This window comes from Flavobacterium sp. HBTb2-11-1, from assembly GCF_009826975.1.
GTDB lineage: Bacteria > Bacteroidota > Bacteroidia > Flavobacteriales > Flavobacteriaceae > Flavobacterium.
In genome coordinates this window covers 1,120,830-1,143,181 of the sequence record NZ_WUMO01000001.1, presented here as the reverse complement: position 1 = coordinate 1,143,181, position 22,352 = coordinate 1,120,830, and the positions used below count along the sequence as shown (strand labels likewise).

Annotated in this window: 18 protein-coding genes; 15 read left to right on the top strand and 3 right to left on the bottom strand. The window is 34.9% G+C overall.

Translation table 11 applies throughout. From position 1 onward, the window contains the following. Positions 1-435: 435 nt before the first annotated feature. On the bottom strand, positions 436-1,440 hold the full coding sequence (locus GR162_RS05055) for an LLM class flavin-dependent oxidoreductase (protein WP_160781212.1): 1,005 nt from the start codon (positions 1,438-1,440) through the stop codon (positions 436-438). 174 nt (positions 1,441-1,614) lie between these two features. Between GR162_RS05055 and GR162_RS05050 the strand changes: the two genes are divergently transcribed. The 8 genes from GR162_RS05050 to kdpA all read left to right on the top strand — a co-directional run bounded on the left by GR162_RS05050 (position 1,615) and on the right by kdpA (position 11,240). Continuing rightward, entirely contained in the window at positions 1,615-2,130 is a 516-nt protein-coding gene (locus GR162_RS05050) for a DUF2975 domain-containing protein (protein ID WP_160781211.1), read from the top strand. A gap of 2 nt (positions 2,131-2,132) precedes the next feature. Further along, positions 2,133-2,339: a helix-turn-helix transcriptional regulator gene (locus GR162_RS05045; RefSeq protein WP_144215125.1), complete on the top strand. Its 207-nt coding sequence runs from the start codon at positions 2,133-2,135 to the stop codon at positions 2,337-2,339. Between the two features lie 177 nt (positions 2,340-2,516). Further along, on the top strand, positions 2,517-3,401 hold the full coding sequence (locus tag GR162_RS05040; protein WP_160781210.1) for an ABC transporter ATP-binding protein: 885 nt from the start codon (positions 2,517-2,519) through the stop codon (positions 3,399-3,401). A gap of 4 nt (positions 3,402-3,405) precedes the next feature. Next, positions 3,406-6,942, top strand: coding sequence for a M1 family aminopeptidase (locus tag GR162_RS05035; RefSeq protein ID WP_160781209.1), 3,537 nt, complete (start codon positions 3,406-3,408; stop codon positions 6,940-6,942). A gap of 327 nt (positions 6,943-7,269) precedes the next feature. Beyond that, on the top strand, positions 7,270-8,613 hold the full coding sequence (locus GR162_RS05030) for a sigma-54 dependent transcriptional regulator (RefSeq protein WP_160781208.1): 1,344 nt from the start codon (positions 7,270-7,272) through the stop codon (positions 8,611-8,613). Between the two features lie 259 nt (positions 8,614-8,872). Beyond that, entirely contained in the window at positions 8,873-9,154 is a 282-nt protein-coding gene (locus tag GR162_RS05025) for a hypothetical protein (protein ID WP_008466868.1), read from the top strand. A gap of 155 nt (positions 9,155-9,309) precedes the next feature. Beyond that, positions 9,310-9,387, top strand: a complete 78-nt coding sequence (gene kdpF / locus GR162_RS05020) for a K(+)-transporting ATPase subunit F (protein WP_081909388.1) — start codon at positions 9,310-9,312, stop codon at positions 9,385-9,387. 134 nt (positions 9,388-9,521) lie between these two features. Next, on the top strand, positions 9,522-11,240 hold the full coding sequence (kdpA, locus tag GR162_RS05015; RefSeq protein WP_160781207.1) for a potassium-transporting ATPase subunit KdpA: 1,719 nt from the start codon (positions 9,522-9,524) through the stop codon (positions 11,238-11,240). 85 nt (positions 11,241-11,325) lie between these two features. Here kdpA and GR162_RS05010 read toward each other — a convergent pair whose 3' ends face one another. Continuing rightward, positions 11,326-11,685 (bottom strand): four helix bundle protein, encoded by a 360-nt coding sequence (locus GR162_RS05010; protein WP_160781206.1) that lies wholly within the window; start codon positions 11,683-11,685, stop codon positions 11,326-11,328. Positions 11,686-11,755: 70 nt separating this feature from the next. Between GR162_RS05010 and kdpB the strand changes: the two genes are divergently transcribed. The 6 genes from kdpB (at position 11,756) to GR162_RS04980 (ending at position 20,092) form a co-directional block, all read left to right on the top strand. Next, the gene (gene kdpB, locus GR162_RS05005) at positions 11,756-13,813 is read left to right on the top strand and encodes a potassium-transporting ATPase subunit KdpB (protein ID WP_160781205.1); all 2,058 of its coding nucleotides are present in this window, start codon (positions 11,756-11,758) and stop codon (positions 13,811-13,813) included. A 136-nt stretch (positions 13,814-13,949) separates the two neighbouring features. Continuing rightward, positions 13,950-14,501, top strand: coding sequence for a K(+)-transporting ATPase subunit C (locus GR162_RS05000; protein ID WP_160781204.1), 552 nt, complete (start codon positions 13,950-13,952; stop codon positions 14,499-14,501). Positions 14,502-14,841: 340 nt separating this feature from the next. After that, the gene (locus GR162_RS04995; RefSeq protein WP_160781203.1) at positions 14,842-15,918 is read left to right on the top strand and encodes a porin; all 1,077 of its coding nucleotides are present in this window, start codon (positions 14,842-14,844) and stop codon (positions 15,916-15,918) included. 159 nt (positions 15,919-16,077) lie between these two features. Further along, the gene (locus GR162_RS04990) at positions 16,078-17,199 is read left to right on the top strand and encodes a sensor protein KdpD (protein ID WP_160781202.1); all 1,122 of its coding nucleotides are present in this window, start codon (positions 16,078-16,080) and stop codon (positions 17,197-17,199) included. Positions 17,200-17,279: 80 nt separating this feature from the next. After that, positions 17,280-18,995 carry an ATP-binding protein gene (locus GR162_RS04985; RefSeq protein ID WP_160781201.1) on the top strand — a complete coding sequence of 572 codons (1,716 nt, stop codon included), beginning with the start codon at positions 17,280-17,282 and terminating at the stop codon, positions 18,993-18,995. A gap of 338 nt (positions 18,996-19,333) precedes the next feature. Continuing rightward, positions 19,334-20,092, top strand: coding sequence for a phosphatase PAP2 family protein (locus GR162_RS04980; RefSeq protein WP_160781200.1), 759 nt, complete (start codon positions 19,334-19,336; stop codon positions 20,090-20,092). 215 nt (positions 20,093-20,307) lie between these two features. Here GR162_RS04980 and GR162_RS04975 read toward each other — a convergent pair whose 3' ends face one another. Continuing rightward, positions 20,308-21,081, bottom strand: coding sequence for a LexA family transcriptional regulator (locus GR162_RS04975; protein WP_160781199.1), 774 nt, complete (start codon positions 21,079-21,081; stop codon positions 20,308-20,310). Between the two features lie 89 nt (positions 21,082-21,170). Here GR162_RS04975 and dinB point away from each other — a divergent pair, with 89 nt between their 5' ends. Beyond that, positions 21,171-22,352, top strand: coding sequence for a DNA polymerase IV (dinB, locus tag GR162_RS04970; protein WP_160781198.1), 1,182 nt, complete (start codon positions 21,171-21,173; stop codon positions 22,350-22,352).

Here is a 22,352-nt window from a genome sequence, read left to right as displayed (position 1 = left end):
AATCTTTTTTCGATCTTTTTCCTAACTCGCTGGCAACAGCATATTTACAGATCAAATATTTTTCATCTCCTGTGCGGTTTTTCTTCCTTTGGCGCGTTTTTTATTATTTTGCCCATGGTTTAGATGGTCGTTTCTGCGGATTTTTCAATCTTTAGAGCCGATCTTCTCTCTTTTATTCTGGTTTTGGAACAATATTTATCTGAAAAGCTTCTTCCGAAAACTGGATTTCTAGCCCCGATAGCAGCGGAAGCTCCTAATTATTGTCAAAATATAATTTTAGAATTCCAAAAGGCTTTCCGCTCAACCTGGGCAAACCCTACTTATATATACATAACAAAACAAAACCCGTCAGGTTTTAGAAACCTGACGGGTTAAAAATAAAAATACTCTTATATATAATAGAGTAGAAAGCTATATTATATAATATAATATGTATTATTGATTTAAATCGTCTATTACTTCCTTAGTGATTTCGATACTTTTTAGTTTTGCTTTATGATCAAAGATTGGACTTGTTACCATTAGCTCGTCGATTCGGGCATAGTCGATAAACTTTCTCAAATCGGTTACTAGCTGTTCTTTGTTTCCTGTGAAGGTTCCCGCTGTCATTTGATTTACATGGAAACGTTCTGCTTCGTTCATTATATCGTCTAAGGACTGAACTGGCGGCTGTAACCCTTTGCGGTCGTTTCTAATTAAGTTCAGGAACATTTGATACAAACTTGTTGAAAGCAATTCTGCTTCTTCATTTGTATCAGCAGCAATGATATTTACACACGCCATTGTTTTTGGTTTATCTAGATACTCTGATGGCTGGAAATTTTCTCTATAAAACTCAAATGCTTGAATCATCAACTTTGGCGCAAAGTGTCCAGCGAAAGCATAAGGCAATCCATAAGCAGCCGCCAGAGCCGCACTATCCATGCTTGATCCTAAAATCCAGATTGGGACATTTAGCCCTTCGGCTGGGAATGCACGAACTTTTCCTGTTGCATTTTCGGATGAAAAATATTCTTGGAGTTTGCTTACATTCTGTGGAAATCGCTGTGCTTGCTCAAAAAAGTCTTTTCGAATCGCTTCTGCAGTTGGCTGATCTGTTCCTGGCGCTCTTCCTAAACCTAAATCGATTCGGTTAGGATAAAGCGTTTCTAAAGTTCCAAATTGTTCTGCCACTACTAAAGGAGAATGATTCGGAAGCATGATTCCGCCAGAGCCTACACGGATATTTTCGGTTTGACTTGCCACATAACCAATCAAAACTACCGTTGCTGTACTGGCAACGTGTGCCATATTATGGTGTTCTGCCAGCCAGATTCTCTTGTATCCGAGTTTATCTGCTAATTGGGCTATATCTTTTGTTTTTTGAAATGTTTCTCTTGCATTACTATCTTGGGTGATAATCGCAAGCTCTAATATTGAGACTGAAATTGGGTTTTTCATATAAATTAAGGCTAAAATGCAAAATTAAGCCATTTATACGAATGCCTTTTGTTTTCTAATGTTAATAGAATTATAATATTCTCCAATAGTTCAAAATGTCTAATTTTTAATAATTAATTATTGTTTTACAATAATTAATTATACATTTGCAATATCAAATTTAATTTTATGTGTATGAAAACCACTCACATTGTTTCGAGAATATTATTTTATTTCACCCGAATTTTATCAGCTATCTACTTTTTTCTGGCTGCTTATTCGGTTTTTGCATTAACAACGGGTCTGTTTTTGACTTTTAAAGATAATGGCAAATATTTTCAGGTTTGTTATCCTTTTACCTCGCATCCTGTCATGCTTGGAGATTATAATCTGCCGTATATTCTTTTTGACTTTCTGGCTCCGTTGAGTCTTTATGGACTTTTCTTTTTATTGAGCAGTAATGTTTTTAAAGTTTTCTTTCAGCCAAAATTATTTACTCAAAATGGAGTTTTGCACTTAAAACGCTTTTATTTATCCAATTTATTCATTCCCAGTATTGTTATATTTTTTGCTTTCTTCTTTGTTCCTTTAGATAATGAAGTGGCACTTTTTATCATATTGCACGGAATGCTTGGCGCTTTTGCTTATTTTTTAGCTGCCATTTTTAAACAAGGTTTAAACCTTCAAAACGAACAAGACTTATTTATATAGCTATGCCAATAATTGTAAATATTGATGTAATGCTTGCCAAACGCAAGATGCAGAGTAAAGAATTGGCAGAGAAATTAGATATAACACCTGCTAATTTATCTATTCTAAAAACTGGAAAAGCAAAAGGTATTCGATTTGATACTCTCGAAGCTATTTGCAAAATCCTAGACTGCCAGCCTGGTGATATTTTAGAATATGTAAGCGAGTAGTTTTCTTTTAAATCAAATTTTCTGAACCTAAAAATCGGCTTTTTGAGGCCGACAGGACTCTTATTGCCTAAAAATTTCAAATCATCATTTATATCATCATTTATATCATCATTTATATCATCATTTATATCATCATTTATATCATCATTTATATCATCATCAAAAATCAATCAAAAAATGAACAGTTTATCAATCAAAAATCTCAGCAAAACGTATGAGAACGGCACGCAGGCGATCGACCATTTATCGCTTGACATTACAAACGGAATGTTTGGTTTATTAGGTCCGAACGGCGCTGGAAAATCGACTTTAATGCGAACCATTGCTGCTTTGCAAGAACCAACTTCGGGAATTATCGAATTTAACGGAATCAACATTCTCGAAAATCCGATGTTTATAAGGGAGAATCTGGGATATCTTCCACAGGAATTTGGCGTTTATCCAAAGATTTCCGCTTATCGTTTATTAGATCATTTGGCAATTTTGAAGGGAATTTTCAATACAAAAGAACGACATGAACAGATATTGTATTTACTGCAGCAAACCAATTTACTACAGCACAAAGACAAAGCGGTTCATTCTTTTTCTGGCGGCATGCGCCAGCGTTTTGGAATTGCTCAGGCATTGTTAGGAAATCCAAAAATTATTATTGTCGATGAACCGACTGCGGGACTTGATCCTGAGGAAAGAAATCGTTTCAATAATCTTTTAAGCGAAATTGGCGAAAGCATTATTGTGGTTTTGTCTACACATATTGTAGAAGATGTTCGCGACTTGTGCACCAAAATGGCGATTATTGCTAACGGAAAATTGCTTTTGGAAGGAAATCCAAACGAAGAGGTTGATTCTTTGAAAGGCAAAATCTGGGCGAAAGCCATTCATAAAAATGAACTGAAAGAGCATCAGGAACATTTTAATATTATTTCTTCGCACTTGAATTCAGGAAAAATCAACATTCATGTTTTCTCTGATCAACAGCCCGATTCTGGTTTTGAATTGACTTCTCCCGATTTGAGCGACGTTTACTTTAATATATTATCTCAAAATCAACTTAAAAAATAACGTTATGCTTTCGAAATTAATTCAATTTGAATGGCATAACAATACCAGAAACTGGACTTTTTATGCTACCTATATCATATATCTTATTCTTGGCTTCCTTGTGAGTGCTTTTGCAAACTTTTCTTTTTCGGGCGCTTATAAAAATAGTCCATTTACCTTGACTTATGCGATTGGTTTGCTATCGCTGATGACAATTTTTTCGATCACACTTCAAGTCGCACAGCAATTTTTAAAAGAATACGAAACCAAATTTGATGCAATCCTCTTCTCTACTCCTATTTCCAAATTTCATTTTTTAGGAAGCAAATTTATTACGACTTTCATAATTGCGATTTCTTCTTTTGGAATGTTTATTATCGGGATGATTATCGGACATCAAATGTCATGGATTCCGAAAAGCGCAATTGGTCCTTTTGAAATTCTAAATTACTTCTGGCCTTATTTCGTAATCGTTATACCTAATATTTTATTATGCCTTTCGATTCTTGCAACGCTGGCTTGGCTTACGCGAAGCAAGCTTTTTATTTATGTTGGCGGCTTATCCATCTACCTATTATATATAGCGGGTTCAATTTTTTCCAATTCGCCTTTATTTGCAAATGCTTCTCCGTCTTCCGCGAAAGCAATGTCTTTGGCTGCAAAAATAGATCCGTTTGGCTTGGCTGCATTTTTGGAACAAACCAGATATTGGACAGCAATTGAAAAAAATACGCAATTGATTTCGCTTTCAGGCAACTTTTTATTCAATCGTATAGTCTGGATTTGCATTTCTTTTCTTCTGATTTTTGTTTCCTATAAATTGTTTTCATTTCGAAAAACAAAAACTAAAAGGGTAAAATCGATTAAAATCAATACAAAAGAGGCAAAAGTATTTTCTGCTTTAATTCCAAAACAGCAATTTAAAACCTCAAAACATAATTGGGCTGTTTTTAAAAGCAATTTGAAAATGGATATTTATTTGGTTTTAAAAGGGATTCCTTTTTTTCTAATTGCGATTTTATTTTCGGGAATATTAATGGTCGAGATTGCAGATGAAATTGATGGTGGAATCAGATTAGCAGAAAATATTACCAATACGGCTTTGATGATTTCTACCATTATGGATCGTCTTCCTTTTATTTTAATTCTAGTTCTTCTTTTTTACAGCAGCGAACTATTGAATCGAAGCGAAAATTCAAGATTTGAAATGCTGGAAAATACAGCGCCATATTCTCAATTTATAGTTTTGATTTCAAAATTGACAGCGCTTTTTATGATTCCGCTTATCTTAATTGGTATTAGCATTTTGATTGGAATTGGTTTTCAAATCACAAAAGCAAATGCACCGATTGAAGTTGGACTTTACTTTTCGCTATTTTATTATATTGGATTTCCATTGTTTTTGATTTCAATTTTAATAATTGCCATTCAGACTTTCATTAAAAACAAATATTTAGGATTGGCAATTTCCTTTTTTGTTGTGCTTTTGTTTTGTACCGGAATTGGAGAACAATTGGGAATTTCGCATCCGTTATTGCGACTTGGAGATTCTTTTAAAAGAGAATATTTTGATTTGAATGGTTTTGGAAGTTATACTTTTCCGTTTCATGTTTTGATGTTGTACAATTTTGGTCTGGCTTTGATGCTGCTGACTTTGACTGGAATTTTGTGGAAACCCAATGCTTCGATTATAAAAACCATTCGCAGAAATTCATTCAATACTATTCAAAAAACAACTTTTGTTCTTGGGAGCATTCTTTTCATTGGTTTTGGAGATTTTCTTTTTTATAAAACGAATATTGAATATCCATATTTGACTAAAGAAGATCAGAATAATTGGAGCGAACAATACGAAAAGCAGTTTAAAAAATACACAAATCTTGCTCAGCCTACGATTATTGCGGTAAAAAGTAAAGTAGATTTGTTTCCCGAAGAAAATCGTTATGAAGTAAAAGGCACTTATGAATTAGTCAATAATGCTGAAAAACCAATTGATAGTTTACTCCTATATATAGATCGAAATTCAAAACTGATTTCTGTTGCAATTGAAAATGCTAAAAATCTGGACGATGTTTCTCGATTTCAACATTATTGGTACCGATTGGAAAAGCCTTTGTTACCTCAACAAAAAATGAAAGTGAGTTTTGCTTTTACCTCAGCTTGGTCACCATTTAAAGGGCATACTGCTTTTAATTCGATTATTGAAAATGGTTCGTTTATGCGAATAAGCCGTTATTTTCCAACTTTTGGTTATCAGGATTCTAATGAAATCAGCAGTGAAAAAGAACGTACGAAACGACATTTAAAACCGCAGACACCACTTAAAAAGCTTGAAGAGAAATCAAAAACTGTAAATGATTTTATTGATTTTGATGTTGTAGTTTCGACTTCAAAAAATCAAACGGCAATTGGAATTGGAGATTTAATTGGAAATTGGAAAAAAGACAATCGCAATTATTTTCATTATAAATCTAATGGAAAGATTCCGTTTCGATTTGCTTTTTCTTCTGCTGAATATCAAATTCAAAAAACAAATTATAAAGGCATTTCAATTGAAGTTTATTTTGATAAAAGACATTCTCGAAATGTTACAAAACTGATTCAAGATCTAAAAAACACTTTAGATTACTGCCAAAACAACTTTGGGAAATATCCGTACAAAACCATTCGATATGCCGAAGTTTCTGCTTTCGCGGATGGATTTGCCGCAACTTCATATCCGTCGACGGTTTTTATGAAAGAGAATTTCGGGTTTTACAGCAACTTGAATAATCGTGATAAAGAAGATGTCATCAATCAGTTGACGGCTCACGAACTGTCGCATGAATGGTGGGGAAATTCACAAATCAGTCCCGAACAAAAAGAAGGGAGCTGGATTTTGACCGAAACTCTTGCTCAATACACTGAGCTAATGTTATATGAAAAAGAACATGGTTTGGAAAAAGCTTTGGAAACACTAAAAATTCATCTCGATTTGTATTTGAGCAGCCGAAGTTACGAACCCGAAACTCCTTTATATAAAACAAATTACGAAACGCCACATTTACCTTACGACAAAGGAATGCTCATTATGCATCAGCTAAGAATTTTAATTGGTGAAGAAAAAGTAAATCTGGCTTTGCATAATTTCCTGAGTCATTATAAATATCCAAATCCAATTCCTGATTCTGAAGATTTATTGAAAGAGATTTATTTGGTTACAGATTCTAAACTTCAACCTAAATTGGATGAAATGTTTAAAAAAATTATTACCTATTCTTCTAAAATTTCTGAAGTTGAAAGTGTGAAAAAGAATGGTTTTTATGAAGTTTCTTTTAAAGCAGATTCTAAAAAATATCTCGAAAATGCAACAGGAGTTCGCAAACAAATTGTCAACGATTCAACAGTTGTCATTGGAATTTATGATGAAAACGGAAAGCTATCTTGCTATACTTTTCCAATTAAAAACAATACAATTGAAGGCGAAATAAAAATCAAAACCAAACCTCAACGAATTGTAATTGATCCTTATTTAATGAATATTGACACTTTTATAAAGGACAACGAGAAAGAGATTGATTAAAGATTTCTCGTTACACCTAATTTTTTAAACACATAGAAACATAGATTTTACTTTACCTCGAAGAAACCAAAAGAAACTCATTTCTAACACATAGATTGCTATGTGTATTAATGCAAGTGAAACGCCTTTTGAAAATAGAAAAATCTTTGTTTCTATGTGTTTATTTTTTCCCGCCACAGATTAAAAGGATTAAAAAGGATTTTTCTTTTGAAATGAATTCTTGAAATTATATGTTATATAAATAATTTTTCCTCAATCAAAAAAGCAAACCGATTTTAAACCTAAATTTGTAAATCAAATACCAATTCGGTTTAGCTTATCTGCAAAATGACACACAAAATTTTAATTATAGACGACGAAGAAAAACTAAGAAGTCTGCTCGCGCGAATTATAAAATCGGAAGGGTTTGAAGTTTTTGAAGCCAAAGATTTAAAATCGGGTTTTAAAAAACTGGAACAAACCGAAATTGATGTCGTTTTGTGCGATGTAAAACTTCCTGACGGAAACGGGGTTGATTTTGTGCAAAACATAAAAAGCAGTTTTCCTTTGGCAGAAGTTATTTTGCTAACGGCTTTTGGAAATATTCCAGATGGCGTTCAGGCAATGAAAAATGGCGCTTTCGATTATATTGTAAAAGGCGACGATAACGATAAAATTATTCCGCTTCTGTATAAAGCCGTCGAAAAAGTGCATTTGCAGAAAAAAGTCCAACAGCTTGAAAAACGAATCAACGATAAATATTCTTTTAATACCATAATTGGTAAATCAAAAGGAATCGAACAGGTTATTGATCTTGCCCAAAAAGTAGCCAAAACCGATTCGACTGTTTTATTGACTGGCGAAACTGGAACAGGGAAGGAAGTTTTTGCTCAAGCGATTCATGAAAACAGCAACCGCGCAGGAAAGTCTTTTGTGGCATTAAACTGCAGTACTTTTACAAAGGAAATTTTAGAAAGCGAACTTTTCGGGCATAAACAAGGTGCTTTTACGGGAGCTGTAAAAGATAAAAAAGGTTTTATTGAAGAAGCAAACGGCGGCACTTTATTTCTGGATGAAATTGGTGAAATGCCAATTGATCTTCAGGCGAAATTATTGCGTGTTTTGGAAACTTCCGAATATATTCCCGTTGGAGATACGACTCCAAAAAAATCAAATTTCAGATTAATTGCGGCTACAAACCGTGATTTAAAAGTAGAAAGCGACGAACATCGTTTCCGCTCTGATTTGTATTTCCGTTTGAATATTTTCGAAATAAAATTGCCTTCTTTACGAGAAAGGATTAAGGATATTCCGCTATTGGCGAATTATTATGTGAAGCAATTTTCGGAAAAAACGAATAAAAAAGCATTACAGATTGCAGATGAATTTTTACAAAAATTGGAAAATTATTCTTGGCCAGGGAATATCCGTGAACTGAAAAACGTCATCGAGAGATCGGTTATTTTAAGCAGTGGCGATACTTTGACTGCAGATGTTCTGCCTTACGAAATGCAACATCAAATGGAAAATAATTCGAAACCAATGTCGGCTTTCTCCATGCAGAGTGTTGAGAAATTGCATATTCAAAAGGTTTTAAATTATACAAAAGGTAATAAGGCGGAAACAGCTAGATTGTTGGAAATTGGCATTGCGACTTTGTATAGGAAGTTAGAAGAATATGGGATTCAATAGAATAAACTCCAAATTTTCAAATTCCAAATTCCAACTGCAACATCAATATCAACGACAAATTTCAAATCCAATTAAAGCTTCGGAGAAGTTTAAATAACATATCAAAACGAGAAAAGCTTATCAAAATGATAGGCTTTTTTTATGCCTATTTTTTGGCACAAAACTACATTTCTTTTGTTTACAACACTTTAGACATCACTTGACTTTTTCGGAACATCTTTTGGCATAAAGAGGAAGAACATTAAAAAATTCATTCCAAATGAAAAATCAAGTTACCTCAATCTACAAACAAGCAGAACGTTTTGCTGAGATTACTAAAAAAAATATTATCTGCGGTAATATCGTTCGGGCTAAAAAATGCCTAGCGCTTGCTGAACGGTTATTTATAAACGGAAGCATAGAGACTAAAAATGCTATTTCTAACGTGTATGTTTTTTCGGTTTCATCTTTTATGGAAATGCGTCACTGCAATATTTCACATCTTTTTCCACAGACACTTAAAGCAGAATATATCAAACAAGTAAATGCTTCGGGAGTTTAAAAAGTTTAATCGGCTAACTGTTTAATTGTTTAATCGAAAAAATCTAAAATCTTAATTCTAAAATAATCATGGTCACATTCCTCCTTCTCGCTTTGGCAGTTTTACTGTTTGCGATTTGTTTTCTGTCAGTTGAATTCTTTGAAAAAATCTAAATCATGACTGCACTATTTATTATTTCAATCGCCGTTTTCGTGTATTTGGTTTATGTATTAATCAAACCCGAAAAATTTTAAAAATGAAAAAGTCGAATTATAAAAATAAAAAGACATCTCTACTGTATGCATGCGCTGTCTGGACATTAGCCTTTATTGTACTGATTCTGTTTTTATAATAATACAAAAATTAAATAATTTCTAACAAATAAAATATGAACACAGAAATACTAGGTGTCATAGGTATTTTTCTCCTAACCATTATTTTAGCTATTCCGGTAGGGAAATATATTGCTAAAGTTTTTACTGGAAATAAAACGCTTCTTGACCCGATTTTCAATCCAATTGAAAAATTTATTTTTAAAATCAGCGGCATTAACCCAACCGTAGAAATGAACTGGAAACAGCACTTAAAAGCACTTTTGAGCATCAATATGGTTTGGTTCTTTCTTTGCTTTTTTGTTTTACTTTTTCAGGGTTCATTACCGCTGAATCCCGATAATAACCCGTCAATGTCGCCTGATTTGGCATTTAATACTGCTATTTCATTTGTTGTAAACTGCAATTTGCAGCATTATTCTGGTGAGACTGGCGTTTCGTACTTATCGCAAATGGTACTGATGTTTTTACAATTCGTTTCGGCTGGTGTCGGAATCGCTGCTGCTGCAATGGTTTTTACTGCAATGAAAGAAAGAACTACAGACCAACTGGGTAATTTCTACAATTATTTCGTAAAAAGCTGTACTCGTATTTTATTGCCTCTTTCAGCAATCGTTGCTATCGCTTTGGTTTTCAGCGGAACTCCAATGACTTTTGAAGGGAAAGATGCCATAACCACTTTACAAGGCGATCACGTTGAAGTATCACGAGGACCAGCCGCAGCTTTTATTGCTATTAAACATATCGGTACAAACGGTGGTGGATTCTTCGGAGCAAACTCGGCTCATCCGTTAGAAAATCCGACTTATTTTACAAACGCTGTTGAGCTTTGGGCACAAATGATTGTTCCGTTTGCGATGATTTTTGCACTTGGTTTTTTCCTTAACAAAAGAAAATTCTCCTACATCATTTTTGGTGTCATGACTATTGGATTTTTACTTCTTGTAATTCCGACAATCTCAAGCGAAATCAACGGAAATCCTGCTATCGCAAAAATGGGAATCGCACAGACAACAGGAGCTATGGAAGGGAAAGAGGTTCGGTTTGGCCCAGCAATTTCAGGTTTCTGGAGTATTGCAACTACAGTGATTTCTACAGGATCTGTAAACAGTATGCACGATAGTGCAATGCCAGTCTCTGGAGCTATGCAATTATTGGCTATGATGGTCAATGCTTTTTATGGCGGATGCGGTGTCGGTTACCTCAACTTTTACATCTTTATTATTCTAGCCGTATTTATTTCTGGTTTAATGGTCGGCCGTACTCCTGAATTCTTAGGAAAGAAAATTGAGGCCCGCGAAGTCAAAATTGCTGCTTTTATTGCTATTCTTCACCCCTTATTGATTTTAGCAGGAACGGCTTTAGCGTCTTATTTTGCTGCGAATGATACTGCAATGGGCTATTGGTTCAGCGGAAATGCCACAGGCTGGTTAAATAATCCTGGTAATCACGGGTTTTCTGAAATGTTATATGAATATACTTCGAGTGCTGCCAACAATGGTTCTGGTTTTGAAGGTTTAGGAGATAATAATCCGTTTTGGAATATCACAACTGGAATTGTTTTATTGTTGAGTCGTTTCATTCCAATCATCGGGCCTTTGGCAATTGCAGGTTTATTAGCCAATAAAAAATACATTCCAGAAAGTGCAGGAACTTTAAAAACCGATACTTCAATTTTTGGAATAATGATTTTCGCTGTAATCGCAATTATCGCTGCTTTATCTTTCTTCCCAGCTTTGGCTTTAGGTCCATTGGCAGAATATTTTGGAATGTAAAATGTGATTTGTGAAAAGTAAAATGTGAAAAGTATTGACTAAAATAACATTTTACAACTCACATTTCACATCTCACAAAAACAAATCATATCCGTGTTTCAAGGTTTTTAATTAATCCATAAATGAGTTTTCCTATGACATCTAGTTTTTCAATTAACTGTTTACATTCTTGTTCATTGAAAAAATCCAGCTCTTTACTAAGTAAAATTAAAGTATCGAGTTCTGATAAAGAACCTAGTGAAATATGTAAAAAATGGATAAATTCTTTTGTTCCTTTTCTTGCAGCTCCTTCTGCAATATTAAGAGGTACAGAAACTGAAGCTCTCCGAATTTGCGAAGTAATTCCGAATTTTTCTTCAGCAGGAAATTTTCTTGTAACTAAATAAATTTCTTTAACGAATTCAAAACTTTTAATCCAAGAATTCAATTTTTTATGTGGTTTCATATTTAATAAATAACATTTTACAAAAGTAAGAAATTTCACATTTTACATCTAACATTTTACACAAAGAAAAATGACAACTAATAAATCCACATCATTATTTGAAAGCAAACAGGTAAAAGAAGCTTTATTGCAGTCTTTTGTGAAGCTGAATCCAAAAATGATGGTAAAAAATCCGGTAATGTTTACCGTAGAAATCGGAACTGCGATTATGTTTGCCGTTTGCGTTTCGATCTTAATGGGCGCTAACGATCAGGGCAGTTTTGTTTACAATTTCATTGTTTTTCTAATCTTATTTGCAACGCTTTTGTTTGCCAATTTCGCTGAAGCGATTGCTGAAGCTCGAGGAAAAGCACAAGCTGACAGTTTAAGAAAAACTCGAGAAGAAACTCCTGCCAGACAAATTCTCCCAAACGGAGAAATCAAAAATGTAAGTTCTTCGACATTAAAAAAAGATGATATTTTTATTTGCGAAGCGGGTGATTTAATTGCTGCTGACGGAGAAATTATTGAAGGGCTAGCTACAATCGACGAAAGTGCCATTACGGGAGAAAGTGCTCCAGTAATTCGTGAAGCCGGCGGAGATAAATCTTCGGTAACTGGAGGGACAAAAGTATTGTCTGATAAAATTAAAGTAAAAGTAACTTCTGAACCTGGCGAAAGCTTTTTGGACAAAATGATTGCTTTAGTTGAAGGTGCGAGCCGTCAGAAAACACCAAACGAAATTGCTTTAACGATTTTATTAGCGGCTTTTACTTTAATCTTCGTGATTGTCTGTGTTACGCTAAAACCATTTGCCGATTATGCCAATGCTCCTATTACTATTGCTGCTTTTATTGCACTGTTCGTTTGTTTGATTCCAACGACAATTGGAGGATTGCTTTCTGCGATTGGTATTGCGGGAATGGACAGAGCTTTACGTGCCAACGTCATTACAAAATCTGGTAAAGCGGTTGAAACGGCTGGAGATATTGATGTTTTGCTTTTGGATAAAACAGGAACCATCACAATTGGAAACAGAAAAGCGACTAATTTTTATCCAACAAAAGGAATTTCTTTTGATGACTTTGTGAAATCGGCTGTGCTGAGTTCGCTTGCAGATGATACGCCAGAAGGGAAAAGTATTCTCGAGTTAAGTGAAATGATTGATGTGAAAAGTGAAACGAAAGCCAGCTTTTTACAAACGACTTCTGACATCGCACACACTATCAAATTTACTGCTGAAACCAGAACTTCTGGAGTCGTATTAAAAGACGGAACTAATATTAGAAAAGGTGCACAAGATGCTGCAAGGAATATTGCACAACAAGCTGGAAATTCTTTTCCAGAAGATACAGCCCAACAAGTAATTTCAATTTCGTCTAATGGAGGAACTCCTTTAGTAGTAATCAAAAACAACGAAATCCAAGGTGTAATCGAATTACAGGATATTATCAAAACCGGAATGAAAGAACGTTTTGAACGCTTACGCCGAATGGGAATCAAAACGGTTATGGTTACAGGAGATAATCCGCTTACGGCTAAGTTTATTGCCGAAAAAGCTGGTGTTGATGATTTTATTGCTGAAGCAAAACCAGAAGACAAAATGAACTATATCCGAAAAGAACAAGCTGAAGGAAGATTGGTTGCCATGATGGGAGACGGAACAAACGATGCTCCTGCCCTTGCCCAAGCGAATGTAGGCGTTGCCATGAACAGCGGAACGCAAGCGGCAAAAGAAGCTGGAAACATGGTCGATCTTGACAATGACCCAACCAAGTTAATCGAGATTGTCGAAATTGGAAAACAGCTTTTAATGACTCGAGGAACTTTAACAACTTTTTCTATTGCTAATGACGTTGCCAAATATTTTGCAATTGTTCCTGCACTTTTTATTACTGCAATTCCAGCGCTTCAAGGTTTAAATATCATGCATCTCCACAGTCCTGAAAGTGCTATTTTATCGGCTGTTATTTTTAATGCGATTATCATTCCAATTTTGATTCCGCTGGCGTTGAGAGGTGTTGAATACCGTCCGATTGGTGCGAGTGCCATTTTAAAACGTAATCTTTTGATTTATGGTTTAGGCGGTTTGATTGTTCCTTTCATCGGGATTAAACTGATTGACGTGATTGTTGCGCTATTCATGTAAAATTAAACCCGACAGGTTTTAAAAACCTGTCGGGTTTACAGAAAACTCAAATAAAAACATCGGTTCTGAATTGCTAAGTTCTTAAAAGAAACCTTAGAACCTCAGCATCTCAGAACCTTAGAACCTCAAAAAAAAAATGAAAAATATATTTTCGCTCATAAAACTTACAGTAGCCTTGTTGTTACTTTTTATCGTCATTTACCCTTTAGCCATTTACGGGGTAGGACAGCTAGCTCCCAATAAAGGAAAAGGAGAAACTATTTCGGTTAACGGAAAAGTAGTTGGTTATCAAAAAATCGGACAAAAGTTTGATAAATCGAATTATTTCTGGGGAAGACCTTCGGCCGTTGACTACAATGCCGCTGGAAGCGCTGGAAGCAATAAAGGCCCAAGGAACGCTGAATATCTAGATTTGGTTCAAAAAAGAATTGATACACTTTTATTAGTTCATCCATATTTGAAAAAATCTGATATTCCAGCTGATATGGTTACAGCTTCGGGAAGTGGTTTAGATCCAAATATTTCTCCGCAAGGTGCCTTGATTCAGGTAAAACGTATTGCTAAAGAAAGAAATTTAGCTGAAGCTAAAGTAAAAGCTTTGGTGGAATCTAAAATTAATTCGGCTGCTGTTGGTCCTGAAACGGTGAATGTTTTGGAATTGAATGTGGCTCTTGATGCGTTGCGCTAAAGCGCTAAGATACTAAGTTTCTAAGTTTTTTTTCCTAACAGGTTTCCAAAACCTGTTAGGTATGAATTTACATTAAACTAGGGAGAAAATTGGAATCGAAAAAACTAAACTACAATAATACCTAACAGGTTTTGGAAACCTGTTAGGATATGAAAATATTATAATACAAAACGCCTTTTTACCCCAAATGCCATAGCCCCGATAGTAGTGGAAATCCTTTTGTGTCTCGTTAAAGAAACGAGACACAAAAGATTGAAACGGATAGCGGGATTAGCTCCTAAAAAATCTACTAATAATTTAAATTAAGAGGACGAGATCGCTTCGTTCCTCGCAATGACATATGAAAAAAATAATACTTACTGCTTTAATCGCTTTTGGTTTTAGCAATTTACATGCACAAGAAGAATCTAAAAGTCCGTTTACGTTTTCTGGATATGTAGACGTTTATTATAGTTATGATTTCGGAAAACCGGAGAATCATACAAAACCGGGCTTTTTTTATAATTATAACCGAAGCAATGAAGTGAACCTGAATTTAGGTTTGGCAAAAGTGAATTATTCTAAGGGAAATGTCCGAGCAAATTTGGCACTGATGGCGGGAACTTATGCACAATATAATATGTCGGCTGAACAGGATTTACTGCAGAATGTTTATGAAGCGAATGTTGGCGTGAAGATTTCGCAAAAACATGATTTATGGATTGATGCCGGAATTATGCCTTCGCATATTGGTTTTGAAAGCGCGATTGGAAAAGATTGCGCCAATTTAACCCGAAGCATTCTGGCTGAGAATTCGCCTTATTATGAAGCTGGAGTAAAAATTGGTTATACTTCTGATTCTGGAAAATGGTATTTGGCTGCGATGTATTTGAACAGTTGGCAGCGAATTCAGAAAATAGATGGAAATCAAACACCGGCTTTTGGAACGCAGGTTACTTACAAACCATCTGATCGGGTTATTTTGAACTGGAGTACTTATGTTGGAAACGAACAGCCAGATGTAGATAAAAAATGGCGTTATTTTAATAATTTCTACGGACAATTTAAAGTGGCTGAAAAAGTAAACTTAACGACTGGTTTTGATATTGGTTCTCAGCAATCGGCTAAAGGAAGTGAGAAATATGATGTTTGGTTCTCTCCTGTTGTAATTCTGCAATACAAACCGACAGATAAAATTCAGCTGGCAGCAAGAGGAGAATACTATAGTGACGAAAAAGGTGTTATCATCGCGACAGAAACCCCAAACGGATTTAAAACGTACGGATTTTCAGCTAACTTTGATTACTTAATTACTGATAATGTTATGTTTAGAATTGAAGCGAGAAATTTGTCCAGTAAAGATGAAATTTTTACAAAAAATAATCAGCCAACAGATACGAATACGTTTGTAACAACAGCATTAGCTATTAGTTTCTAGAAAAAAGATTTAAAATTTTATTTCACGCAGATTCTACAGATTAGAGCAGATTTAATTAGATTTTTAATTTAAATCTGCGAATATCTGCTTAAATCTTTATAAATCTGCGTGAAACCAAAAACTTAGTGGCTTAGAGCCTTAGTGGCAAAAACTCTAAAAATGGAAAACGAAAATAACGCACAGCATTTTCTGGACTTGATTCAGAAATCACGGAAAGGAAAGTTTAAAATCTACATTGGAATGAGTGCCGGTGTGGGCAAAACTTTTCGTATGCTTCAGGAAGCGCATTCGTTATTGAAAAACGGAATCGATGTCAAAATCGGCTACATCGAAACGCACATGCGGAAGGAAACGCATGAACTGTTGGCTGGGCTTCCGATTATCCCGAGGCGGACTATTTTTTATAAAGGAAAAGAACTCGAAGAACTCGACGTTCAGGCAATCATTAACCTTAGACCAGAAGTGGTTATTGTTGATGAATTGGCGCATACCAATGTTGAAGGAAGCAAAAATGAAAAACGCTGGCAGGATGTTCTAGAGATTTTAGACGCTGGAATTAATGTAATTTCAGCTGTGAATATTCAGCATATTGAGAGTTTAAACGAAGATGTAAAACGGATTACGAATATTGATGTTCAGGAGCGAATTCCTGATAATGTTTTACGTCTGGCAGATGAAGTTGTAAATATCGATTTGACTTCAGAGGATTTAATTGCTCGATTAAAAGAAGGAAAAATTTATACGTCAGATAAAATTCCGACAGCTTTAGCTAATTTTTTTAAATCGGAACAGATTCTGCAATTGCGTGAATTGGCTTTAAAAGAAGTGGCAAGTCAGGTGGTTCGAAAAGTAGAAAGCGAAGTTCCGAATCTGCATGCTTTACGGCATGAAAAACTTTTGGCTTGCATTAGCAGCAATGAAAAAACTGCTAAAATTATTATTAGGAAAGCGGCTCGATTAGCCAGTTATTACAACGGATCGTGGTATGTTTTGTATGTCGAAACTCCTAAAGAAAGCAGTACAAGAATCGCACTTGACAAACAAAGACATCTAATTAATAACTTTAAACTCGCTGTACAATTAGGCGCAGAAGTTATTAAATTGGAAAATTCAAATATTACGGATGCTATCTTGAAAACGGTAGAAGAAAAACAAATTACAACTGTGTGCATCGGAAAACCGCATTTTAATTTGTTTAAAGTAATTTTGTCTACAACAATTTTCAGGCGTTTGCTAAACAAATTGTCTTTATCAAATGTCGACCTTGTTATATTATCGTAAAATGTTTTTTGTAAAATGTGAAATGTTGTTTCCTGTCACAATTTTACATCTCACATTTTACATCTCACAAAAAATAAAATATGAGAATTAAAACCAAATTAAATCTGGGTGTTGGGTTGTTATTTTTAATGATCATCATTCTCTCGTTAGTGAGTGCTTATTCTGTTTTTCTGATTAAGCAGGACACTGAAAATATTTTGAAATCCAATTACAATACGCTGGAATATTCCAGAAATATGATTTTGGCTTTGGACGAAATGAAATCGGGTTCTAAAGAAACCATTCAGAGTTTTGAGGAGAATCTCGAAAAGCAGACTCAAAATATTACGGAACCAGGCGAAAAACAAGCTACCGAAAAGCTTAAAGCCAGTTTTGCCCTTTTAGCCAAAAATAATGCCAATGAAACTGTAAAAGTGCAGATCCGTCAAGATATTTTTGCGATTATGAAACTGAATTTGGATGCCATAAAACAGAAAAGCGACATTGCCAAACATTCATCTGAAACAGCCAATTTGTCGATTGCCATTGTGGGAAGTTTATGCTTTCTGATTGCTTTTAACTTATTGGTCAATCTGCCTAATAATATTGCGAATCCGATTAGAGAATTAACGCTGAGCATTAAGGAAATTGCGAATAAAAATTATTCGGAACGTGTTCATTTTACGAGTCATAGCGAATTTGGAGATTTGGCGAAATCCTTCAATACGATGGCGCAAAAACTCGAAGAATATCATGACAGCAATGTTTATAAACTTCTTTTTGAGAAGAAACGACTGGAAACGTTAATCAATAATATGAACGATCCTATTATTGGTTTGGATAACGAAGGGATTGTTTTGTTTGTGAATGATGAAGCACTGAAAATTATCGGTCTAAAATCGGAAGATATTATCGGAAAACCTGCTTCCGAATTAGCGGTTTCTAATGATTTGATTCGTTCCTTGATTTTAAAAGAAAGTGAAAATCCCAAAAAACAGCCTCTCAAAATTTTTGCTCACGGAAAGGAAAGTTATTTTGAAAAAGAAATTCATAATATCACGATAACGCCAACGGGCGAAGAAAAAGAAATTAATATTGGTGATGTGATTATTCTGCGAAATATTACGCTTTTTAAAGAATTGGATTTTGCCAAAACGAATTTCATTGCCACTGTTTCACACGAATTAAAAACGCCAATTGCTTCTATAAAACTAAGTCTTCAATTGCTTGAAAATGGAAAAACGGGCGATATGAACGACGATCAGAAACAATTGGTTGAAAGTATTAAAGATGACAGTCAGCGCTTATTGAAAATTACAGGCGAATTGCTCAATTTATCACAATTGGAAACTGGAAACATTCAGCTGAATATTGGGAAAAGCAATCCGCACGAAATTGTAAAATATGCCCTTGAAGCCGTAAAAGTCCAAGCCGATCAAAAACAGATTCAATTGGTTGTTGATGCCAATGAAAACCTTAAAAATGTAAAAGCCGATGCCGAAAAAACAGGCTGGGTTTTGATTAACTATTTATCAAATGCCATTAGATATTCGTCTGAAAAAAGTACGATTCTTATCAAACTAAAAGAAGAAAACAATCAGATGGTTTTTCAGGTTATTGATACCGGAAAAGGAATTGACACACGATATAAAGACCGAGTCTTCGATAAATATTTTCAGGTTCCAGGAAGCCAGAAATCTGGAACGGGACTGGGATTAGCAATCAGCAAAGAGTTTATTGAAGCGCAAAATGGAAGCGTTGGTGTAGAAAGCAATTTAGGGTTGGGAAGTACGTTTTGGTTTACATTGATGGTTTAGAATAATTGTGAATTATTAAAAGAAAAAATATTAAAAGAGCTTCGGAGAAGCCAGATATTTATAGCTAATTTGATTCACGTAGATAATAAGCTCAGGCGGAGCGGCATATTTCACCCCGCTGGGGCTTAAAAAACGCGCCTTATGAATTTTCTATAAACATATCGTCCCGCTGGGACTTTTTTACTTAAAATAATCAATCTGAACAAAATAAAATTTAGCCAATCTTAATTCAACTACCCTATTTAAAACCAACAAATTAAAGTTCGCTTAAGGTTCAATTAAGTTCAAAATATCAGAGACAACCATTCGTTATTATTGCAAAGTATAGCTAAAAAACAATGTTCCACAAAGCAATTTTTTTCGTGTTTCTATTCGGATTTTTTTCTGCGAGTGCACAACAAAATGATTCGATTGCAAAAATTGACAGCACATCAAATCATTTGAAATTCAATTACAAACAATTGATTATTCCGTCAGTTTTAATTGGGTATGGTGTAATTGGGATTGGAAACGATCAGCTTTTAAGTTTCAACCGCCAGATAAGAGCAGAAGTTAAAGAAGATATTGACGAAAAAATTACAATCGATGATTTTTCTCAATACGCACCTGCTGTGTCAGTATATGCTTTGAATGCCTTTGGTGTTAAGGGAAAAAACAATATGCGCGATCGTTCGGTCATATTGGTGACTTCATACGCCATTATGGCCACAACGGTTTTGAGTTTAAAGTCTATTGTTCACGAAGAAAGGCCTGACGGAAGTTCGAATAATTCATTCCCTTCTGGACATACTGCAACGGCGTTTATGGATGCCGAATTTTTATGGCAAGAATACAAAGACAAATCCATTTGGTACGGAATCGCAGGTTATGCCGTTGCAACAGGAACCGGGCTTTTCAGAATTTACAACAACCGTCACTGGCTGACAGATGTTGCGGCAGGAGCTGGAATCGGAATTTTGAGTACAAAAATTGCCTATTGGATCAATCCGTATATTACTAAGAAATTGTTTAAATCTTCTGAAAATAAATCCACTTCTATGATTATGCCTTTTTATAATGGAAAGCAATATGGTTTGGGGTTTGCGAAGGTATTTTAGTTTTTTTTTTTTTAGCTACGAAGGCGCTAAGGCACAAAGTTTTTTATAGCCACAGATTGCACAGATTAAAAAGTATTTTTAAAATGGTTTGATTTACTCGCTACGAATTACACTAATTTTCACTAATTTTTTATTCAAATATAATTCGTGGAAATTAGTGTAATTCGTGGCGAAAAAAAATAATCCTTTTAATCTGTGCAATCTGTGGCTATAAACTAACCATTCGAAGTATTATTCTTAATCTCTCTAACTTCCCTTTTCAATTCTAAAAGCAAATCCTTCATTGCTCCAGTTTCTGTAGTTTCTTGTTTTTTATCCGAACGGCCAATGTTACATTCGTATTCCCAAATCTCCAAAATTTCAGAAGCTTTCACTTCATAATTGGGATAAAAACTGTTATCAGATTCTAAAACCAAACTATTTTTTTTGTTTTTATTGAGACGTTTATATACTATTCCTTCATTTTTAGTGATAAGAATATAAGTTTTCCCGTCCATCACCTCTCCTAGTTTTTCTACGTAACGGCCAATAATAATGGAGCCATCTTCATGTGGTGGCATTGAATCGCCTTCAACGGGAAATCCGCGGTGTTTTCCAGGGCCTAAAAACGGAAGTGTAATCTGCTGTAAACTTTCAATATACTCTGGATCAGCATATCCGTTGAGGTAACCTGCTTTTGCTTTTTGAGATACAATTTCGATATAATTTTCTCCAAAACTATCCACTTGAATCGGTAAAATAAGTCGGTTGCCTTCTAGTTTTATCAAATTTTGCACATCAATTTTACGTATATCGACAGATAATATCAAGTCAATACTCATATGAAAATACAATGCAATTTTCTTTAAAATGTCATACGGTGCTTCCGAAGTTCCATCTTCGTATTTCACGTATCTTCCTCTTGTAATACTCAGGTTTTCAGCTAATTTTTCTTGTGATATTTTATGCTTAACCCTTAATGCTCTGATGTTGTCTGAAAATAAGGACATAATTAATTTGTTATAATTTGGAACAGCAAATATACTAAAAATGTTCTAATCTGTACTAATTTTGTTTCATACAAAAACAAAAGGAAAAAATGGCACGGGCAATTGTACATATGGATTTGGATACCTTTTTTGTATCCTGTGAAAGACGAACAAACTCTGAACTCAACGGAATTCCACTTATTATAGGCGGTGGAGAACGTGGTGTTGTAGCCTCTTGTTCGTATGAAGCGCGTCTTCATGGAGTTCGTTCTGCCATGCCTATTCGTATGGCTTTAAAACTTTGTCCAACTGCAAAAGTGATGAAGGGCGACATGGAATTGTATTCACAATTATCTCATGATGTAACTGAAATTCTTCAGGAAAAAGCACCTGTTTTAGAAAAGGCCAGCATCGATGAATTTTATATGGATATTACCGGAATGGATAAATTTCACGGAAGTTATAAATGGACGAATGAACTCGCGCAAAAGGTAATTAAGGAAACTGGGCTTCCTATTAGTTTTTCGTTATCTATTAATAAAACCGTTTCGAAAATTGCTACTGGAGAAGGTAAACCGACAGGAAATCTTGAAATTCCAGAACAACAAGTACAAGACTTTTTAAATCCGCTTTCGATTCAGAAAATTCCAATGGTTGGAGCAGTGACTTTTCAGCTTTTGTCGCGAATTGGCGTTCGTAAAATCCAGACTTTGGCCGAAATGCCTGCTGAGGTTTTACAGCAAATGATCGGTAAAAATGGTTTGGAACTTTGGAAAAAAGCCAACGGAATTGATCATACCCCTGTAGAACCTTACAGCGAAAGAAAATCTATTTCGACAGAACACACTTTTTCTCAAGACACAATTGACATTGACAAACTCAAAAGAGTGCTTCTTGGGATGGTCGAAAAACTAGCTTTTCAGCTTCGATCAGAACAATGGCTAACTTCAACCGTTACGGTCAAAATACGTTATGCCAATTTTGATACCGAAACCAAACAATGCCGAGTTGCTTATACCTCTGCCGATCATGTTTTGACCAAAAACGTAATAGAACTTTTTGAAAAAGTGTATCAGCGTCGTATGCGTCTGCGTTTGATTGGCGTTCGCTTTAGCGGATTGGTACGCGGAACGTATCAAATTGACCTTTTTGAAGATACTCAGGAAATGCTTGCGCTTTATGCCGCTATGGATAAAATGAAAAACCGTTACGGTTATGACGCTGTAATGCGCTGTGCTGGAGCCCATTTTAAACCGAATACTAAAGACGAAATTTTAAAACGTATTAAATAA